The sequence below is a fragment of the Pseudomonas sp. E1BtOHC1 genome (genome assembly GCF_058744285.1).
Window position 1 is genome coordinate 3,090,868 of sequence record NZ_CP196023.1, and the last position, 14,030, is coordinate 3,104,897.

The window sequence follows — 14,030 nt, forward strand, 5'->3', positions numbered from 1 at the left end:
ATCGTTTCGCCATAAAAAACGGCGCCCTGAAAGGCGCCGTTTTTTATGGAAGAGTGATTATTCGAGGTTGTCCAGGGGCTCCAGGGCTTGCAAGACCTCGGGGTTGTCCTTGTACTGCCCGCGCAAGGTTGCGAGCTGGCGATCATGGCCGACGCAGACGTCATTGACGGCTTTCTCCAATTCGGCCCGGCGCTCCTCGTCATACGCTTCCTCGCCGGCAAAGTGCTGGCAATCTTCGTGACGCAGGATAAAGGCCGTGACCTCGGCCGGCAGCTGTGGGCCGCCGTAGTGACCGCCCAGTTGCAGGCGTTTTTCCTCGACCCAGCCACTGTAGTCCTCGCCGTTTTTGGCGATGTACATGACTTGGGCCCAGCCGCTGTCGGTGGAGGCGTACAGGGTCAGGCCGTCGCCCGGAATCACATAGAGTTTCTGGTTCACGCAGGCGGCGTTCGGCGCGCTGTGAAAGTGCAGCCGTCCTTCGCCTATGACCTTGGCTTTCAGGGGCGGTCTGTATTCGCCGGCTTCCAGGGAGGCGTTGTCGCTCAGAGTGGCGCAATCCACCGTGGAGGCGGCCAGGGCCGGCAGGGGTAACACAGACAACAGCCCGCACAGGGACAGCAGGCGCAGAGGTCGGTCCATCGCAGAGTTTCCATCAGGGGATTCGGATGGCGCGATGGTAATGACAAAGAGGCCGCCTGTGAATGTTTCCAGGCCGCCTCTTCGAAAAGCGTGACTTACTCCGTGACTTTGCTGAACTGCCCCTGGCGCACCAGGGACAGAGCAAATACCACCACCACTGCGGCAGCGGCCGACAGGGTCAGGGGCAAGCCATAGCTGCCGCCACTCATGGCGGCACCACTGAGCAGCGGTCCCAGCAGGCTGCCGATGCCCCAGAGCAGACCGGCGCTGGCATTGGCGGTCACCAGATCCGCTCCGCTGAAGGATTGCCCGATCAGCACGATCGCCAGGGTGTAGATGCCGCCCGCCGCCGCGCCGAGGATGACCAGGCTCGGCCAGAGCAGGCCGGGGGACGCCATCAACAGCGGCAGGCACAGGCCGATCAGCAGGGCGATGATGCCGCAGCCAAGGTAGATCCCCGGGCGCCCCAGCTTGTCCGAGAGCCAGCCCAGGGGGAACTGGAACGCTGTATCTCCCAGGAGAATGATGGTCACCATCAGTGCCGCCAGTTTGATGCTGTAGCCATGCGTAGCCGCGTACACCGGAAATAGTGACAGCACCACGCTGTCGAAGAAGGCGAAGAACAATATGCCCACGCACAGCGCCGGGGCGATGCGGATAAAGCCCAGCACCGAGAAGGTCCGGCTTTCCTCGTGAGGGCTTGGGGTGTCTTCCTGGGGCAGAGTCAGCCAGACCACGGCGATCGCCACGGCATAACCTAGGCTGACAATGGCGAGTACGAGCGGCCCCTCGGTGCCCAGCAGTGACACCAGGCCTGGGCCCAGCAGTTGGAAGAAGGTGAAACAGGTGGTGTAGACCGCCACCAAGCGGCCGCGGGTGGCGTCTTCGGCCATTTCATTGACCCAGGTTTCCCCGAGGATAATGATCAGCCCCGCCCCAAGTCCCATGGCGACTCGGGCCAATCCCAGGCTGAAGAGGCTGGCGCCCGGCAGTTCCAGGGCTGCCACGCTCAGGGCACAGAAACTGAAACACAGCAGGTAGATCTGGCGCCGGGTCAGGCGCTGGCACAGGGCATTGACCAGGAATGCCGAAAGCATCATGCCCGCCGCAGGCAGGGCTGACATGATGCCAATCTGGTTGTTCGACGCGCCGGCCTGATACAGGCGCAGGGCAAGGATCGGCACTGTGGAACCTATGCTCAGGCCGACAATGGAAATGCCCAGGATCAGGGCGGCTAGCAAGGCTTTGTTCATGATCAAGACTCGCGCCTGAAGGTTCAGGCGGCAAACAATAGAGGTGTTGCGCACGCTGCGTAACAACGCACGCCGAGATACGGGCGATGGCCGGGCATGTGCCATTGGCGTAGAAGCCGGCTTGCCGGCGAAGCAGTCATCGAGTGGTAGTTGCTCGTCAGGACGTCTTCGCTAGCGAGTCAGCTCCTGCAACCGGCGCAAAGGTGGCGGCGCGGTGCCAGGCTCAATCGCGGCTAGCGAGTGCCCGGGTGCGGAGAGAAGGTGAAGGCAAACAGGACGCTACGGCGCCGACGATTGATCGCGCAGTCATGCTGGGCAACAGCCAGGGTTGCCGAGGGGCTCATCGAGGGGGAGGGGCACGGTGACTGTGCTGGCAGAAACATCACATCGTCTGGCTGCTTGGATAGAGAGGCGCACAGCCTACGTCAGGCCTTTGCGGTAATGCAACAGGGGGGGGCGAGGGAGTTTCTGCCGTGCAACGCTGATGCATCCGCAGGTCTGACTGACAGGCGGATTATTTATTTGTTGGGGAGTTTTGCTTGAGCTGATTGGCCGAAAGAGCAGGGCGCTCTCATGATGAAAAAGGCAAATCAGTATAGGAATATGGCTCCACGACCTGGACTCGAACCAGGGACCCAGTGATTAACAGTCACTTGCTCTACCAACTGAGCTATCGCGGAATGCGCCGTATCTTACTGATTCAGAAAGGGAAGTCAACAAGCCGTGAATATTTTTTCAGTGCAGCGAGGATTTGAATGATCTGCTGACATTACTTCGAGGGTTTTATCGGCTAGCGGGCCTATACGTGATCCGATAGGGGCTACCATGGCTCCCCGGAAGTGGTTTCACGCGCTGCCGGCCTTAAGTCGCAGAGGTAAACCTTTATGATTCGCTTCGATTTGTCCCAGGTTCCTTCCCGGTTTTTCGCACCTCGCTGCGGGGTGCTGTCATGAGCATCGAGCAGATCAATCTGCCCAAAGGGGTGGGGCCTCAGGCCAGCAAGCTGTTGGACGCCATTGTTCAGGCCGGATCGGCGCCCGATCTGAATCGTGCCGGCGGTAAGGCCGAAGGTTTTGTCCTCGGGCTGGAAAGTGCCAAGGCCATCAAGAGCCAGGTGGCCGAGGCGCTGTACGTGGCCTTTGATGATGCCGCTAGCCAACGCTTGGCTGAACTGAAGGGTTGAGGCTGCTCAGCCACCAAAGGTCAGGGTGCCGAGCATCAGCTTGGCCATCAGCGAGCTGGCCGCCAGTTGCACCAGCCACAAGGCCAGCCCGCCGAGAAATACGCCGAGAGCAATTTGCAGTACCAGGCTTTTCTCGCGTTTTTGCGAGCGAGGCAGGTAATGCTCCAGTTCGTCGCGGTCGGCCCGCAGGTCATCGTTTTTCATCGGTTTCTCGATCAGCAGGGGAACACAGGGTCACAGTCTAGAGGCTGTGGGGCCAGGCAGGGGAATGGCGCGACGCCGACAAAAAAAGGGGAAGCCTGTTGGCTTCCCCTTTTGTTAGCGCTGCGGTGAATCAGATCACCTGCAGGATGGCCTTGGTCACCACGTCGATGTTGTTCTGGTTCAGCGCGGCCACGCAGATGCGGCCGGTGTCCAGGGCATAGATACCGAACTCGTTGCGCAGGCGGGTCACTTGCTCAACGGTCAGGCCCGAGTAGGAGAACATGCCGCATTGGCGACCGACAAAGCTGAAGTCGTGCTCAGGGGCGCCTTTGGCCAGCAAGTCGACCATCTGGGTGCGCATGCCGCGAATCCGCAGGCGCATTTCCGCCAGTTCCTGCTCCCACTGGGCGCGCAGTTCCGGGTTGTTCAGCACTGCGGCAACGATGGTTGCGCCATGGGTTGGCGGGTTGGAGTAGTTGGTGCGGATCACGCGCTTGACCTGGGACAGCACGCGAGCGCTTTCTTCCTTCGAGCTGCTGACGATGGACAGGGCACCGACACGCTCGCCGTACAGCGAGAACGACTTGGAGAACGAGCTGGAGACGAAGAAGGTCAGGCCCGACTCGGCGAACAGGCGCACTGCGGCGGCGTCTTCGTCGATGCCGTCGCCAAAGCCCTGATAGGCCATGTCGAGGAATGGCACGAGGTTTTTCGCCTTGACCACTTCCAGGACGTTTTTCCAGTCCTGAGGGCTCAGGTCGACACCGGTCGGGTTGTGGCAGCAGGCGTGCAGCACCACGATCGACTGGGCCGGCAGGGCGTTGAGGTCTTCCAGCAGACCGGTACGGTTCACATCGTGGGTGCTGGCGTCGTAATAACGGTAGTTCTGCACCGGGAAGCCGGCGGTTTCGAACAGCGCGCGGTGGTTTTCCCAGCTTGGATCACTGATAGCGACCACGGCGTTGGGCAGCAGTTGCTTGAGGAAGTCGGCACCGATCTTCAGTGCGCCAGTACCGCCGACGGCCTGGGTGGTCACTACGCGGCCAGCGGCCAGCAGGGGCGAGTCGTTGCCGAACAGCAGCTTCTGTACCGCCTGGTCGTAGGCAGCGATACCGTCGATCGGCAGGTAGCCGCGGGAAGCGTGTTGAGCGGCGCGAATCGTCTCGGCTTCGACAACGGCGCGCAGGAGTGGAATGCGTCCCTCCTCGTTGCAGTACACGCCCACCCCAAGGTTGACCTTGTTGGTACGGGTGTCGGCGTTGAATGCTTCGTTGAGGCCCAGGATTGGATCGCGTGGTGCCATTTCGACAGCGGAGAACAGGCTCATTTTTACGGCGGCTCTGAATGGAGTGTGGAGGGACGTGTCGCGCTCCAGCCGAATGCACTAGAGCGGTGCACAAACGGGGAGCTAGTATAGAGGCCATCATCGCGGCGGGCGACAGCCGATTGACCTTTTGCGGCAAGTTTTTCGCTTTATTTTTCGACCGTTAGTCTTATTGCAACATCCTGGGTGTTAGCGGGTGTCAGGCCTTTCCCTTGAAAGCCGTAGTATTTGGCTCCACATCTAGCACATTCCCGTTTTTTCCTCGGCGACATGGGTCGTACGCGGTCTTTCTCGTTCCTGTACGGTATCGCCGCGCACGAATGATCCCAGAGGTACGTTATGTCCGAATTCCAGCTAGTCACCCGCTTCCAGCCCGCCGGCGACCAGCCGGAAGCCATCCGTCTGATGGTCGAAGGCATCGAGGCCGGGCTGGCGCACCAGACCCTGCTCGGTGTGACCGGTTCGGGCAAGACGTTCAGCATCGCCAACGTGATCGCCCAGGTACAGCGCCCGACCCTGGTGCTGGCGCCGAACAAGACCTTGGCCGCGCAGTTGTACGGTGAGTTCAAGGCCTTCTTCCCGAACAATGCGGTTGAGTACTTCGTTTCCTACTACGACTACTACCAGCCCGAAGCTTACGTGCCGTCCTCGGACACCTTTATCGAGAAGGACGCCTCGATCAACGACCATATCGAGCAGATGCGCCTGTCTGCCACCAAGGCGTTGCTGGAGCGCAAGGACGCGATCATCGTGACCACGGTGTCCTGCATCTATGGTCTGGGCAGTCCGGAAACCTACCTGAAAATGGTCCTGCACGTGGACCGCGGCGACAAACTTGACCAGCGTGCTTTGCTGCGGCGTCTGGCGGACCTGCAATACACCCGCAACGACATGGACTTTGCCCGCGCCACCTTCCGTGTGCGCGGCGATGTGATCGACATCTACCCGGCGGAATCCGACCTGGAAGCGATCCGCATCGAGCTGTTCGACGACGAGGTGGAAAGCATCAGCGCCTTCGATCCCCTGACCGGCGAAGTGATTCGCAAGCTGCCGCGTTTCACCTTCTACCCCAAGAGCCATTACGTGACCCCGCGGGAAACCCTGCTGGACGCCATCGAGGGGATCAAGGTGGAACTGCAGGAACGCTTGGAATACCTGCGCTCCAACAACAAGCTGGTGGAAGCCCAGCGTCTGGAGCAACGCACCCGATTCGACCTGGAGATGATTCTCGAACTGGGCTACTGCAACGGCATCGAGAACTACTCGCGCTACCTCTCCGGCCGTCCCGCCGGTGCCGCGCCACCCACCTTGTACGACTACCTGCCGGCGGATGCGTTGCTGGTGATCGACGAATCCCACGTCAGCGTGCCGCAGGTCGGTGCCATGTATAAGGGCGACCGCTCGCGCAAGGAAACCCTGGTGGAATACGGCTTCCGCCTGCCTTCGGCGCTGGACAACCGGCCGATGCGTTTTGATGAGTGGGAAGGAGTCAGCCCGCAGACCATCTTTGTTTCCGCCACCCCGGGCAACTATGAGGCTGAACACGCCGGGCGCGTGGTGGAGCAGGTGGTACGCCCCACCGGTCTGGTGGACCCGCAAGTGGAGGTGCGCCCGGCCCTGACCCAGGTGGACGATCTGCTATCGGAAATCACCAAGCGCGTGGCGGTGGAAGAACGAGTGCTGGTGACCACCCTGACCAAGCGCATGGCCGAGGACCTCACCGATTACTTGGCCGACCACGGCGTGCGCGTACGTTACCTGCACTCGGACATCGACACCGTGGAGCGGGTGGAAATCATTCGCGATCTGCGCCTGGGCACTTTCGATGTGCTGGTGGGGATCAACCTGCTGCGTGAAGGCCTGGACATGCCGGAAGTGTCCCTGGTGGCGATTCTCGATGCCGACAAGGAAGGCTTCCTGCGTTCCGAGCGTTCGCTGATCCAGACCATCGGCCGGGCCGCGCGTAACCTCAATGGCCGGGCGATTCTCTATGCTGACCGCATCACCGGCTCTATGGAGCGGGCGATTGGCGAGACCGAACGCCGGCGCGACAAGCAGATTGCCTTCAACCTGGCCAACGGCATCACCCCCAAAGGGGTGTTCAAGGATGTCGCCGACATCATGGAAGGCGCCACAGTGCCGGGGTCGCGCAGCAAGAAGCGCAAGGGCATGGCCAAGGCCGCCGAAGAAAGTGCCCGTTACGAAAACGAACTGCGTTCGCCCAGCGAGATCACCAAGCGCATTCGCCAGCTCGAAGAGAAAATGTACCAACTGGCCCGGGACCTGGAGTTCGAAGCGGCGGCGCAGATGCGCGACGAAATCACCAAGTTGCGCGAGCGCTTGCTCACCGTTTGACGCCGCTTAATCCCTCGTAGGAGCCGGCTTGCCGGCGAAGAGGCGCTCAAGTTCTGTGCATGGATCGAGAGTCTCTTCGCTGGCAAGCCAGCCCCAGCAGGCAATTCGTGGGTCAGTGGGCTTCTCCTGCCTTCAGACCCTTGGGTAGGGCTTTGGTCAACAGCACCGCCAGCATGCTGATGCCCAGGGCGATGCCGACAAAGTGGAAGGCGTCGTTGTAGGCCATGATCATCGCCTGCTGATGGGTGATCTCGCTGAGCTTGCCCAGTGCCGCGGTTTCATTGCCGAATTTGTCGGTGAGGTTCGCCAGGCGTTCCGCCACCTGGGGATTACTCGGTACCAACGCTTCACGCAGATAGTCGAAGTAGGTCTTGGTTCGGGCGTCCAGCAATGTTGCCAGCAGGGCGATGCCAATGGCACCGCCGAGATTGCGCAGGATGTTGAACAGGCTGGAAGCCGATCCCGCGTCCTGGGGTTGTATATAAGCCGTGGCAATCAGCGAGATGGTGACCATGATCAGCGGCTGGCCCAGGGCGCGGATGATCTGGATCTGATTGAACTGCGGCCCGGCGAAGTCCGGGTTGAGCACCCCGGAAGAAAAGCTCGCCAGCCCGAACAGGCCAAATCCCAGGGCGCATAGCCATTTTGGCGAAACGAATTGCATCAGCTTGGGCACCAGCGGAATCAGGAACAGCTGCGGCACGCCCATCCACATGATCACTTCGCCGATCTGCAGGGCGTTGTAGTTCTGGATTTGCGCCAGGTACAGCGGCAAGAGGTAGATCGAACCGTACAGACCAACGCCCATGCCCAGGCTGGAAATGCTCGACAGGCCGAAATTGCGATTGCGCAGGATGCCCAGGTTGATCAGAGGATTGGGCCGGGAGAGTTGCACGATGACGAAGGTGATGAGGCTGATCAGGGCAATGCTGCCCAGGGTCACGATCAGGCTCGATTCCAGCCAGTCCTTGCGATGCCCCTCTTCCAGGAACACCTGCAAGCAGCCCAGGCCCAGGCCGAGGGTGAAAATGCCGACGTAATCGGTGCTTTTCAGCAGCTCCCAGTGGGCTTCCTTCTTCTCCAGGCCATAGAGCAGACCGGCGATCATCAGCAAGCCTGGCGGTACATTGATATAGAAGATGTACTCCCAGCCCCAGTTTTCCGTGAGCCAGCCGCCCAGGGTCGGTCCGATAGACGGGGCGAAGGTGGCGGTCATGGCGAACATCGCCATGCCCTTGGCCCGATGGTGCTCGGGGAGCTTGATCAGGGTCAGGGTGAACGCCAGGGGAATCAGCGCGCCGCCGGTAAAACCCTGCAGGGCGCGGAACACGATCATGCTTTCCAGGCTCCAGGCCATAGAGCAGAGCAGGGAGGCGATCAGGAAACCCACCGAGACCCAGACCGCCAGCCGCCGTGCCGATAGCAACTGCACCAGCCAGGCAGTGAGGGGAATCATGATGATCTCCGCCACCAGGTAGGAGGTGGAGATCCACGAGCCTTCCTCCAGGGTGGCGGACAGTGCGCCCTGGATGTCCTTCAGCGAGGAGTTGGTGATCTGGATGTCGAGCACCGCCATGAAGGCGCCGAGCATGGCGCTCATCACCGCGATCCAGTCGCGCCGGCTGGGCTCGCCTTGCGGACGCAGCAGTTGATCACCGGCCATCGACAGGGTCTTTGATATTCACTTTGACAGTGACCGACATGCCCGGGCGGATCTTGCCCTGTAGGGGATTATCGGCAGCGAAGGTCAGCTTTACCGGAATGCGCTGTACCACCTTGGTGAAGTTGCCGGTGGCATTGTCCGGTGGCAGGAGGCTGAACTGTGCGCCGGAGGCGGCGAACAGGCTGTCGACCCGGGCCTGGATCGGTGTGTCGCCGTAGGCGTCGAAGGTCAGTTCGGCCTTTTGTCCGGGCAGCATGTGGCCGATCTGGGTCTCCTTGAAGTTGGCCTGGACCCAGATGTCCTGGTCCGGAACGATCGACAGCAGGTAGGCGCCTGCTTGCACCACCTGGCCGTTGCGTGCGGCGCGTTGGCCGATGATGCCGCCGATGGGGGCGTGGATTTCGCTGCGGGTCAGATTCAGTTGGGTTTGGGCCAAGTCTGCCTGGGCATTGGCGATCTGTGCATCGAGGCGCTTGATTTCGGCGCTCAGTGCGTTGACTTGCTGGCGCTGGGCTTGCAGGTCGGCCTCGGCCTTGGTCACCTGGGAGCGGGCGATATGGTTGTCGGCGGACAGGGTGGTCACCCGTTCTTCAGAGACATAACCGGGTTTGCGCAGAGCCTGGGCCCGGGAAAGGTCGATCTGCGAACGGCCGAGGCTGGCTTGGCTCGATGCAACCTGGGCCTGGCTCGCGGCAATCAGGCTGGCTTGTTGGGTCAGTTTGCTCTGGGCTTGCAGGCGTTCGGCTTCACGGGTGGCGAGGGCGGCCTGGGCGCGGTCCACCGCCAGTTGGAAATCCTTGCCCTCCAGGCGTACCAGCAATTGACCCTTGGCCACATGCTGGTTGTCTTGCACCAGGACTTCGTCGATCCGTGCACTGAGTTGGCTGGAGACCCGGGTGATTTCACCCTGCACATAGGCGTTGTCGGTGGTTTCATAAAAGCGCCCATGAAACCACCAGTGGGCGAGGAAGCCCAGGACGACCAGTAGCACCAGGGACAGGAAAACGAACAGGCGACGCTTGAGTTGGGCAGGCATGGGCAGGCTGTAGTCAAAAAGTGTAAGGAAATTTATCAGTGGGCGAATCTGTCAGATAGCTCGTGGGTGGTAAATGCCAGGTGCTGATATTTGGCCATTCATGGGCTCGGCAGCGGTCTGTAGTCGCAACCTTGGCTTAAATGCCCTCCTCACTGGAGCCGGGCCGGGGTCGCCTGTTACCATTCGCCCCCTGTTTTATTCCTCGTTTTTCTATCTTTTCGAGACATGCCATGACCACCGTCCGCACGCGCATCGCGCCATCGCCTACCGGGGACCCCCACGTAGGTACCGCTTACATCGCTTTGTTCAACTATTGCTTTGCCAAGCAGCACGGCGGTGAGTTCATCCTGCGGATCGAAGACACCGATCAGTTGCGTTCGACTCGCGAATCCGAGCAGCAGATTTTCGATGCCTTGCGCTGGTTGGGTATCAACTGGAGCGAAGGGCCGGATGTGGGCGGTCCCCATGGTCCGTATCGCCAGAGCGAGCGCGGCGACATCTACCAGAAGTACGCTCAGCAACTGGTGGACCTGGGCCACGCCTTCCCGTGCTTCTGCACTGCTGAAGAGCTGGATCAGATGCGCGCCGAGCAGATGGCTCGTGGCGAAACCCCGCGTTATGACGGCCGTGCCTTGCTGCTGTCCAAGGAAGAAGTGGCCCAGCGTCTGGCGGCCGGCGAGCCTCACGTGATCCGCATGAAGGTGCCGACTGAAGGTGTCTGCGTGGTGCCAGACCTGCTGCGTGGCGATGTCGAGATCCCGTGGGATCGCATGGACATGCAGGTGTTGATGAAGACCGATGGCCTGCCGACCTACTTTCTGGCCAACGTGGTCGATGACCACCTGATGGGCATCACCCACGTGCTGCGTGGCGAAGAGTGGCTGCCTTCGGCACCGAAGCTGATCCTGCTCTACGAGTACTTCGGCTGGGAGCAGCCGCAGCTGTGCTACATGCCATTGCTGCGCAATCCGGACAAGAGCAAGCTGTCCAAGCGCAAGAATCCGACCTCTGTGACCTTTTATGAGCGCATGGGCTTCATGCCGGAAGCCATGCTCAATTACCTGGGGCGCATGGGTTGGTCGATGCCGGACGAGCGCGAGAAGTTCTCGTTGCAGGAAATGGTCGATAACTTTGACCTTTCGCGGGTATCCCTGGGTGGGCCGATCTTCGATATCGAGAAACTGTCCTGGCTCAACGGCCAGTGGCTGCGTGACCTGCCGGTGGAAGAGTTCGCCAGCCGTGTGCAGACCTGGGCGCTGAATCCTGAGTACCTGATGAAGATAGCGCCTCATGTGCAAGGGCGGGTGGAGACCTTCAGTCAGATCGCACCGTTGGCCGGCTTCTTCTTCGCCGGTGGCGTGACCCCGGATGCCAAGCTGTTCGAATCCAAGAAGCTCTCTGGCGATCAGGTGCGGCAACTGATGCAGTTGATCTTGTGGAAGCTCGAAAGCCTGCGCCAGTGGGAGAAAGACAGCATCACCGCGACCATTCAGGCAGTGGTCGAATCCTTGGAGCTGAAGCTGCGTGACGCGATGCCGCTGATGTTCGCCGCGATCACTGGCCAGGCCAGCTCGGTGTCGGTGCTCGATGCCATGGAGATCCTTGGCCCGGACCTGACTCGTTTCCGTCTGCGCCAGGCTATCGACCTGCTCGGCGGCGTATCGAAGAAAGAAAATAAGGAATGGGAAAAACTGCTGAGCGCCATCGGCTGATAGCGCTTCGCGGCAGGGGAGCTGCCAGGGGCAGCGGGCTTTTCGACTACGCTTGAGTCTCAGGCGCGAGGCGGGTTGATCGCTGACCAAGTAGGCTACTGGCGGCTCGCGGCGCCCCTTTTACGGGAGTTGGCGCGGGCTGGTGAGACTGAAAAAGCCAGGGTTTTTAGGGCGGGGCGGTAAGTGGTTGTTATCCCGGCAAATTTTTTTTCAAAATGCGGAAAAAAAATTGACAGCCTTCCGATCGCCCCTTAAGATTCGCCCCGTCCTCACCGACGAGGGGCTATAGCTCAGCTGGGAGAGCGCTTGCATGGCATGCAAGAGGTCGACGGTTCGATCCCGTCTAGCTCCACCAAATTTGCAGTTCAAGGCCTGGCCACACCGGCCTTGAATCGATCAGTACTCAGCACTGATCAGCTGTTAGAAGGGTTTGCGTCCCCTTCGTCTAGTGGCCTAGGACACCGCCCTTTCACGGCGGTAACAGGGGTTCGAGTCCCCTAGGGGACGCCAGTTTTACACAAGCGATGTTGCAAGATGTCGCTGCGCCGCGAGGCGAAAATCCGGGGCTATAGCTCAGCTGGGAGAGCGCTTGCATGGCATGCAAGAGGTCGACGGTTCGATCCCGTCTAGCTCCACCAATTTACAGTTCAAGGCCTGGCCACACCGGCCTTGAATCGATCAGTACTCAGCACTGATCAGCTGTTAGAAGGGTATGTGTCCCCTTCGTCTAGTGGCCTAGGACACCGCCCTTTCACGGCGGTAACAGGGGTTCGAGTCCCCTAGGGGACGCCAGTTTTACACAAGCGATGTTGCAAGATGTCGCTGCGCCGCGAGGCGAAAATCCGGGGCTATAGCTCAGCTGGGAGAGCGCTTGCATGGCATGCAAGAGGTCGACGGTTCGATCCCGTCTAGCTCCACCAATTTACAGTTCAAGGCCTGGCCACACCGGCCTTGAATCGATCAGTACTCAGCACTGATCAGCTGTTAGAAGGGTATGTGTCCCCTTCGTCTAGTGGCCTAGGACACCGCCCTTTCACGGCGGTAACAGGGGTTCGAGTCCCCTAGGGGACGCCACGTTTACCCGCTATGCGGGATTTTTAAGGGTCATTCAATCATTGAATGGCCCTTTTGTTTTTCTGGCGTCCGGCCAACTCTTACTTTCTTCCTCAGCCTGCACTTCTGACCGGCGGTCACACTGGCGACTTGCGGAAAATTATTATGAGAATAATATTTTGTCCGTAATATTCGGAGGCAACGATGAACGATAAAAAAGCTCAAACCCGCGAACGTATTCTCCAGGCTGCCAGTTCGGCGTTGATCCAGCGCGGCCCGGCCGAACCGAGTGTGGGTGAGGTGATGGGGGCTGCCGGGCTGACGGTGGGTGGCTTCTATGCGCACTTCGAGAGCAAGGATGCGCTGATGCTTGAGGCGTTCACCCAATTACTCGCCCACCGACGTGGCTTGCTCGATGAGATGGATGCAGGTTTGAGTGGTGAAGAGCGCAGGGCGCTGACGGCAGCGTTCTATCTATCGCGCAAGCACCGCGACTCCACTGAGCAGGCCTGCCCGATTCCGGCATCGGTGGGTGAGCTGGGGCGGCTTCCAGAGAGTTTTCGCAAGGCTTTGAGCGAGCATATGGAGCTGATGGTTGCGCAGTTGGCCGCCAGTCCCGAAGACACGGACAAAGCCCTGGCGGATATGGCGCTGATGGTTGGCGGGCTGTCCCTGGCGCGTGCTCTGGGGCCAGGTGAGTTGTCCGATCGTCTGCTGCGTGCCGCCAAGTCGGCAGTTCTATGACCTGAAGTTCGGTTGCGAGGTAGTGGGTGATGAGCGGATTGAGCTGGATTCGTGGTGTCAATGGCACTCTGGGCTGGGTAGCTCCTCAGTGGGCGGCGAATCGGATGCGCCAGTTGTTCATGACTCCCCGTGAGCTGCCGCCCCGAGAGTGGGAGTTACCCCTGCTGGAGTGTGCTGAGCGTCTGACCTTGCGCTTTGGTCTTTCTGCCTTGCGTTGGGGGCAGGGGCCGACAGTGTTGCTGATGCATGGCTGGGAAGGGCGACCCACTCAATTTGCCAGCCTGATCGAGGCGCTGGTGGCGGCTGGTTATACCGCAGTAGCGCTGGATGGTCCTGCTCACGGCCGCTCTCCGGGAGATGAGGCCAATGTGGTGTTGTTTGCCCGAGCGATGTTGGAAGCTGCGGCGGAATTGCCGCCCTTGCGCGCAGTGATTGGCCACTCCATGGGCGGTGCCAGCGCCATGCTCGCTGTGCAGTTGGGGCTGCGCACCGAAACCCTGGTCAGTATCGCCGCGCCGGCTCGGATTCTTGGTGTGTTGCGAGGTTTCGCCCGCTACATGCGCTTGCCGCCCAGGGCGCGCTCGGCCTTTATCCGTCAAGTGGAGAAGGATGTGGGGATGCGCGCGGCGACCCTGGACGTGGCTCAATATCAGTTGGAGATGCCTGGCCTGATCATTCATGCCGAAGATGATCGGTTTGTATCGGTCAAGGAGTCGGAATTGATCCACCAGGCCTGGTTCGACAGTCGCTTGCTGCGCTTGAGTGAGGGTGGTCATCAGCGGGTATTGGCTGACCCCCGAGTGATCGATGCCGTGATTACCCTGGTCACCGGACGCCATCTCCAGGCGCGCCAATCGGCCTGAG

Annotated in this window: 11 protein-coding genes and 7 tRNA genes; 11 read left to right on the forward strand and 7 right to left on the reverse strand. The window is 60.4% G+C overall.

The window, feature by feature from the left end; genetic code table 11:
• Positions 1–57 precede the first annotated feature (57 nt).
• The 3 genes from ACSSVC_RS14285 to ACSSVC_RS14295 all read right to left on the reverse strand — a co-directional run bounded on the left by ACSSVC_RS14285 (position 58) and on the right by ACSSVC_RS14295 (position 2,572).
• The gene (locus tag ACSSVC_RS14285; RefSeq protein WP_492612432.1) at positions 58–639 is read right to left on the reverse strand and encodes an SH3 domain-containing protein; all 582 of its coding nucleotides are present in this window, start codon (positions 637–639) and stop codon (positions 58–60) included.
• A 95-nt stretch (positions 640–734) separates the two neighbouring features.
• Positions 735–1,892 carry an MFS transporter gene (locus ACSSVC_RS14290; RefSeq protein ID WP_346631714.1) on the reverse strand — a complete coding sequence of 386 codons (1,158 nt, stop codon included), beginning with the start codon at positions 1,890–1,892 and terminating at the stop codon, positions 735–737.
• A 604-nt stretch (positions 1,893–2,496) separates the two neighbouring features.
• Positions 2,497–2,572: transfer RNA gene (locus ACSSVC_RS14295), tRNA-Asn, on the reverse strand.
• Between the two features lie 269 nt (positions 2,573–2,841).
• Here ACSSVC_RS14295 and ACSSVC_RS14300 point away from each other — a divergent pair.
• Positions 2,842–3,075, forward strand: a complete 234-nt coding sequence (locus ACSSVC_RS14300; protein WP_346631713.1) for a hypothetical protein — start codon at positions 2,842–2,844, stop codon at positions 3,073–3,075.
• A 6-nt stretch (positions 3,076–3,081) separates the two neighbouring features.
• Here the strand turns inward: ACSSVC_RS14300 and ACSSVC_RS14305 are convergent, their stop codons facing one another.
• Positions 3,082–3,279, reverse strand: coding sequence for a hypothetical protein (locus ACSSVC_RS14305; protein ID WP_253167079.1), 198 nt, complete (start codon positions 3,277–3,279; stop codon positions 3,082–3,084).
• A 130-nt stretch (positions 3,280–3,409) separates the two neighbouring features.
• Complete coding sequence (locus ACSSVC_RS14310; protein ID WP_346631712.1) at positions 3,410–4,606, reverse strand: amino acid aminotransferase; 1,197 nt, start codon at positions 4,604–4,606, stop codon at positions 3,410–3,412.
• A gap of 336 nt (positions 4,607–4,942) precedes the next feature.
• Between ACSSVC_RS14310 and uvrB the strand changes: the two genes are divergently transcribed.
• The gene (uvrB, locus tag ACSSVC_RS14315) at positions 4,943–6,958 is read left to right on the forward strand and encodes an excinuclease ABC subunit UvrB (RefSeq protein WP_346631711.1); all 2,016 of its coding nucleotides are present in this window, start codon (positions 4,943–4,945) and stop codon (positions 6,956–6,958) included.
• A gap of 112 nt (positions 6,959–7,070) precedes the next feature.
• Here the strand turns inward: uvrB and ACSSVC_RS14320 are convergent, their stop codons facing one another.
• Both ACSSVC_RS14320 and ACSSVC_RS14325 read right to left on the reverse strand, forming a co-directional pair.
• Positions 7,071–8,621, reverse strand: coding sequence for an MDR family MFS transporter (locus ACSSVC_RS14320; RefSeq protein WP_492612433.1), 1,551 nt, complete (start codon positions 8,619–8,621; stop codon positions 7,071–7,073).
• A complete protein-coding gene (locus tag ACSSVC_RS14325; protein ID WP_346631710.1) occupies positions 8,611–9,657 on the reverse strand; it encodes an HlyD family secretion protein in 1,047 nt (348 codons plus the stop codon). Before ACSSVC_RS14325 ends, ACSSVC_RS14320 begins: the two co-directional genes overlap by 11 nt.
• A gap of 230 nt (positions 9,658–9,887) precedes the next feature.
• Between ACSSVC_RS14325 and gltX the strand changes: the two genes are divergently transcribed.
• From gltX to ACSSVC_RS14370, 9 genes are all read left to right on the forward strand, one after another.
• Positions 9,888–11,369 (forward strand): glutamate--tRNA ligase, encoded by a 1,482-nt coding sequence (gene gltX, locus ACSSVC_RS14330; protein WP_446440215.1) that lies wholly within the window; start codon positions 9,888–9,890, stop codon positions 11,367–11,369.
• 279 nt (positions 11,370–11,648) lie between these two features.
• Positions 11,649–11,724: transfer RNA gene (locus ACSSVC_RS14335), tRNA-Ala, on the forward strand.
• A gap of 79 nt (positions 11,725–11,803) precedes the next feature.
• Positions 11,804–11,879: transfer RNA gene (locus ACSSVC_RS14340), tRNA-Glu, on the forward strand.
• Positions 11,880–11,931: 52 nt separating this feature from the next.
• Positions 11,932–12,007, forward strand: a tRNA-Ala gene (locus tag ACSSVC_RS14345).
• 78 nt (positions 12,008–12,085) lie between these two features.
• A tRNA-Glu gene (locus ACSSVC_RS14350) sits at positions 12,086–12,161 on the forward strand.
• Positions 12,162–12,213: 52 nt separating this feature from the next.
• Positions 12,214–12,289 (forward strand) — tRNA-Ala (locus tag ACSSVC_RS14355).
• 78 nt (positions 12,290–12,367) lie between these two features.
• Positions 12,368–12,443: transfer RNA gene (locus ACSSVC_RS14360), tRNA-Glu, on the forward strand.
• 183 nt (positions 12,444–12,626) lie between these two features.
• Positions 12,627–13,166 (forward strand): TetR/AcrR family transcriptional regulator, encoded by a 540-nt coding sequence (locus ACSSVC_RS14365; protein WP_346631708.1) that lies wholly within the window; start codon positions 12,627–12,629, stop codon positions 13,164–13,166.
• Positions 13,167–13,195: 29 nt separating this feature from the next.
• Positions 13,196–14,029, forward strand: coding sequence for an alpha/beta fold hydrolase (locus ACSSVC_RS14370; RefSeq protein WP_346631707.1), 834 nt, complete (start codon positions 13,196–13,198; stop codon positions 14,027–14,029).
• Position 14,030 lies beyond the last annotated feature (1 nt).

Excerpts from the sequence above, each read along its gene's own strand:
- ACSSVC_RS14370 (WP_346631707.1), top strand. The coding sequence starts at position 13,196 with ATGAGCGGATTGAGCTGGATTCGTGGTGTCAATGGCACTCTGGGCTGG.
- uvrB (WP_346631711.1), top strand. The coding sequence starts at position 4,943 with ATGTCCGAATTCCAGCTAGTCACCCGCTTCCAGCCCGCCGGCGACCAG.
- ACSSVC_RS14290 (WP_346631714.1), bottom strand. The coding sequence starts at position 1,892 with ATGAACAAAGCCTTGCTAGCCGCCCTGATCCTGGGCATTTCCATTGTC.
- gltX (WP_446440215.1), top strand. The coding sequence starts at position 9,888 with ATGACCACCGTCCGCACGCGCATCGCGCCATCGCCTACCGGGGACCCC.
- ACSSVC_RS14365 (WP_346631708.1), top strand. The coding sequence starts at position 12,627 with ATGAACGATAAAAAAGCTCAAACCCGCGAACGTATTCTCCAGGCTGCC.
- ACSSVC_RS14285 (WP_492612432.1), bottom strand. The coding sequence starts at position 639 with ATGGACCGACCTCTGCGCCTGCTGTCCCTGTGCGGGCTGTTGTCTGTG.
- ACSSVC_RS14325 (WP_346631710.1), bottom strand. The coding sequence starts at position 9,657 with ATGCCTGCCCAACTCAAGCGTCGCCTGTTCGTTTTCCTGTCCCTGGTG.
- ACSSVC_RS14300 (WP_346631713.1), top strand. The coding sequence starts at position 2,842 with ATGAGCATCGAGCAGATCAATCTGCCCAAAGGGGTGGGGCCTCAGGCC.
- ACSSVC_RS14310 (WP_346631712.1), bottom strand. The coding sequence starts at position 4,606 with ATGAGCCTGTTCTCCGCTGTCGAAATGGCACCACGCGATCCAATCCTG.
- ACSSVC_RS14320 (WP_492612433.1), bottom strand. The coding sequence starts at position 8,621 with ATGGCCGGTGATCAACTGCTGCGTCCGCAAGGCGAGCCCAGCCGGCGC.
- ACSSVC_RS14305 (WP_253167079.1), bottom strand. The coding sequence starts at position 3,279 with ATGAAAAACGATGACCTGCGGGCCGACCGCGACGAACTGGAGCATTAC.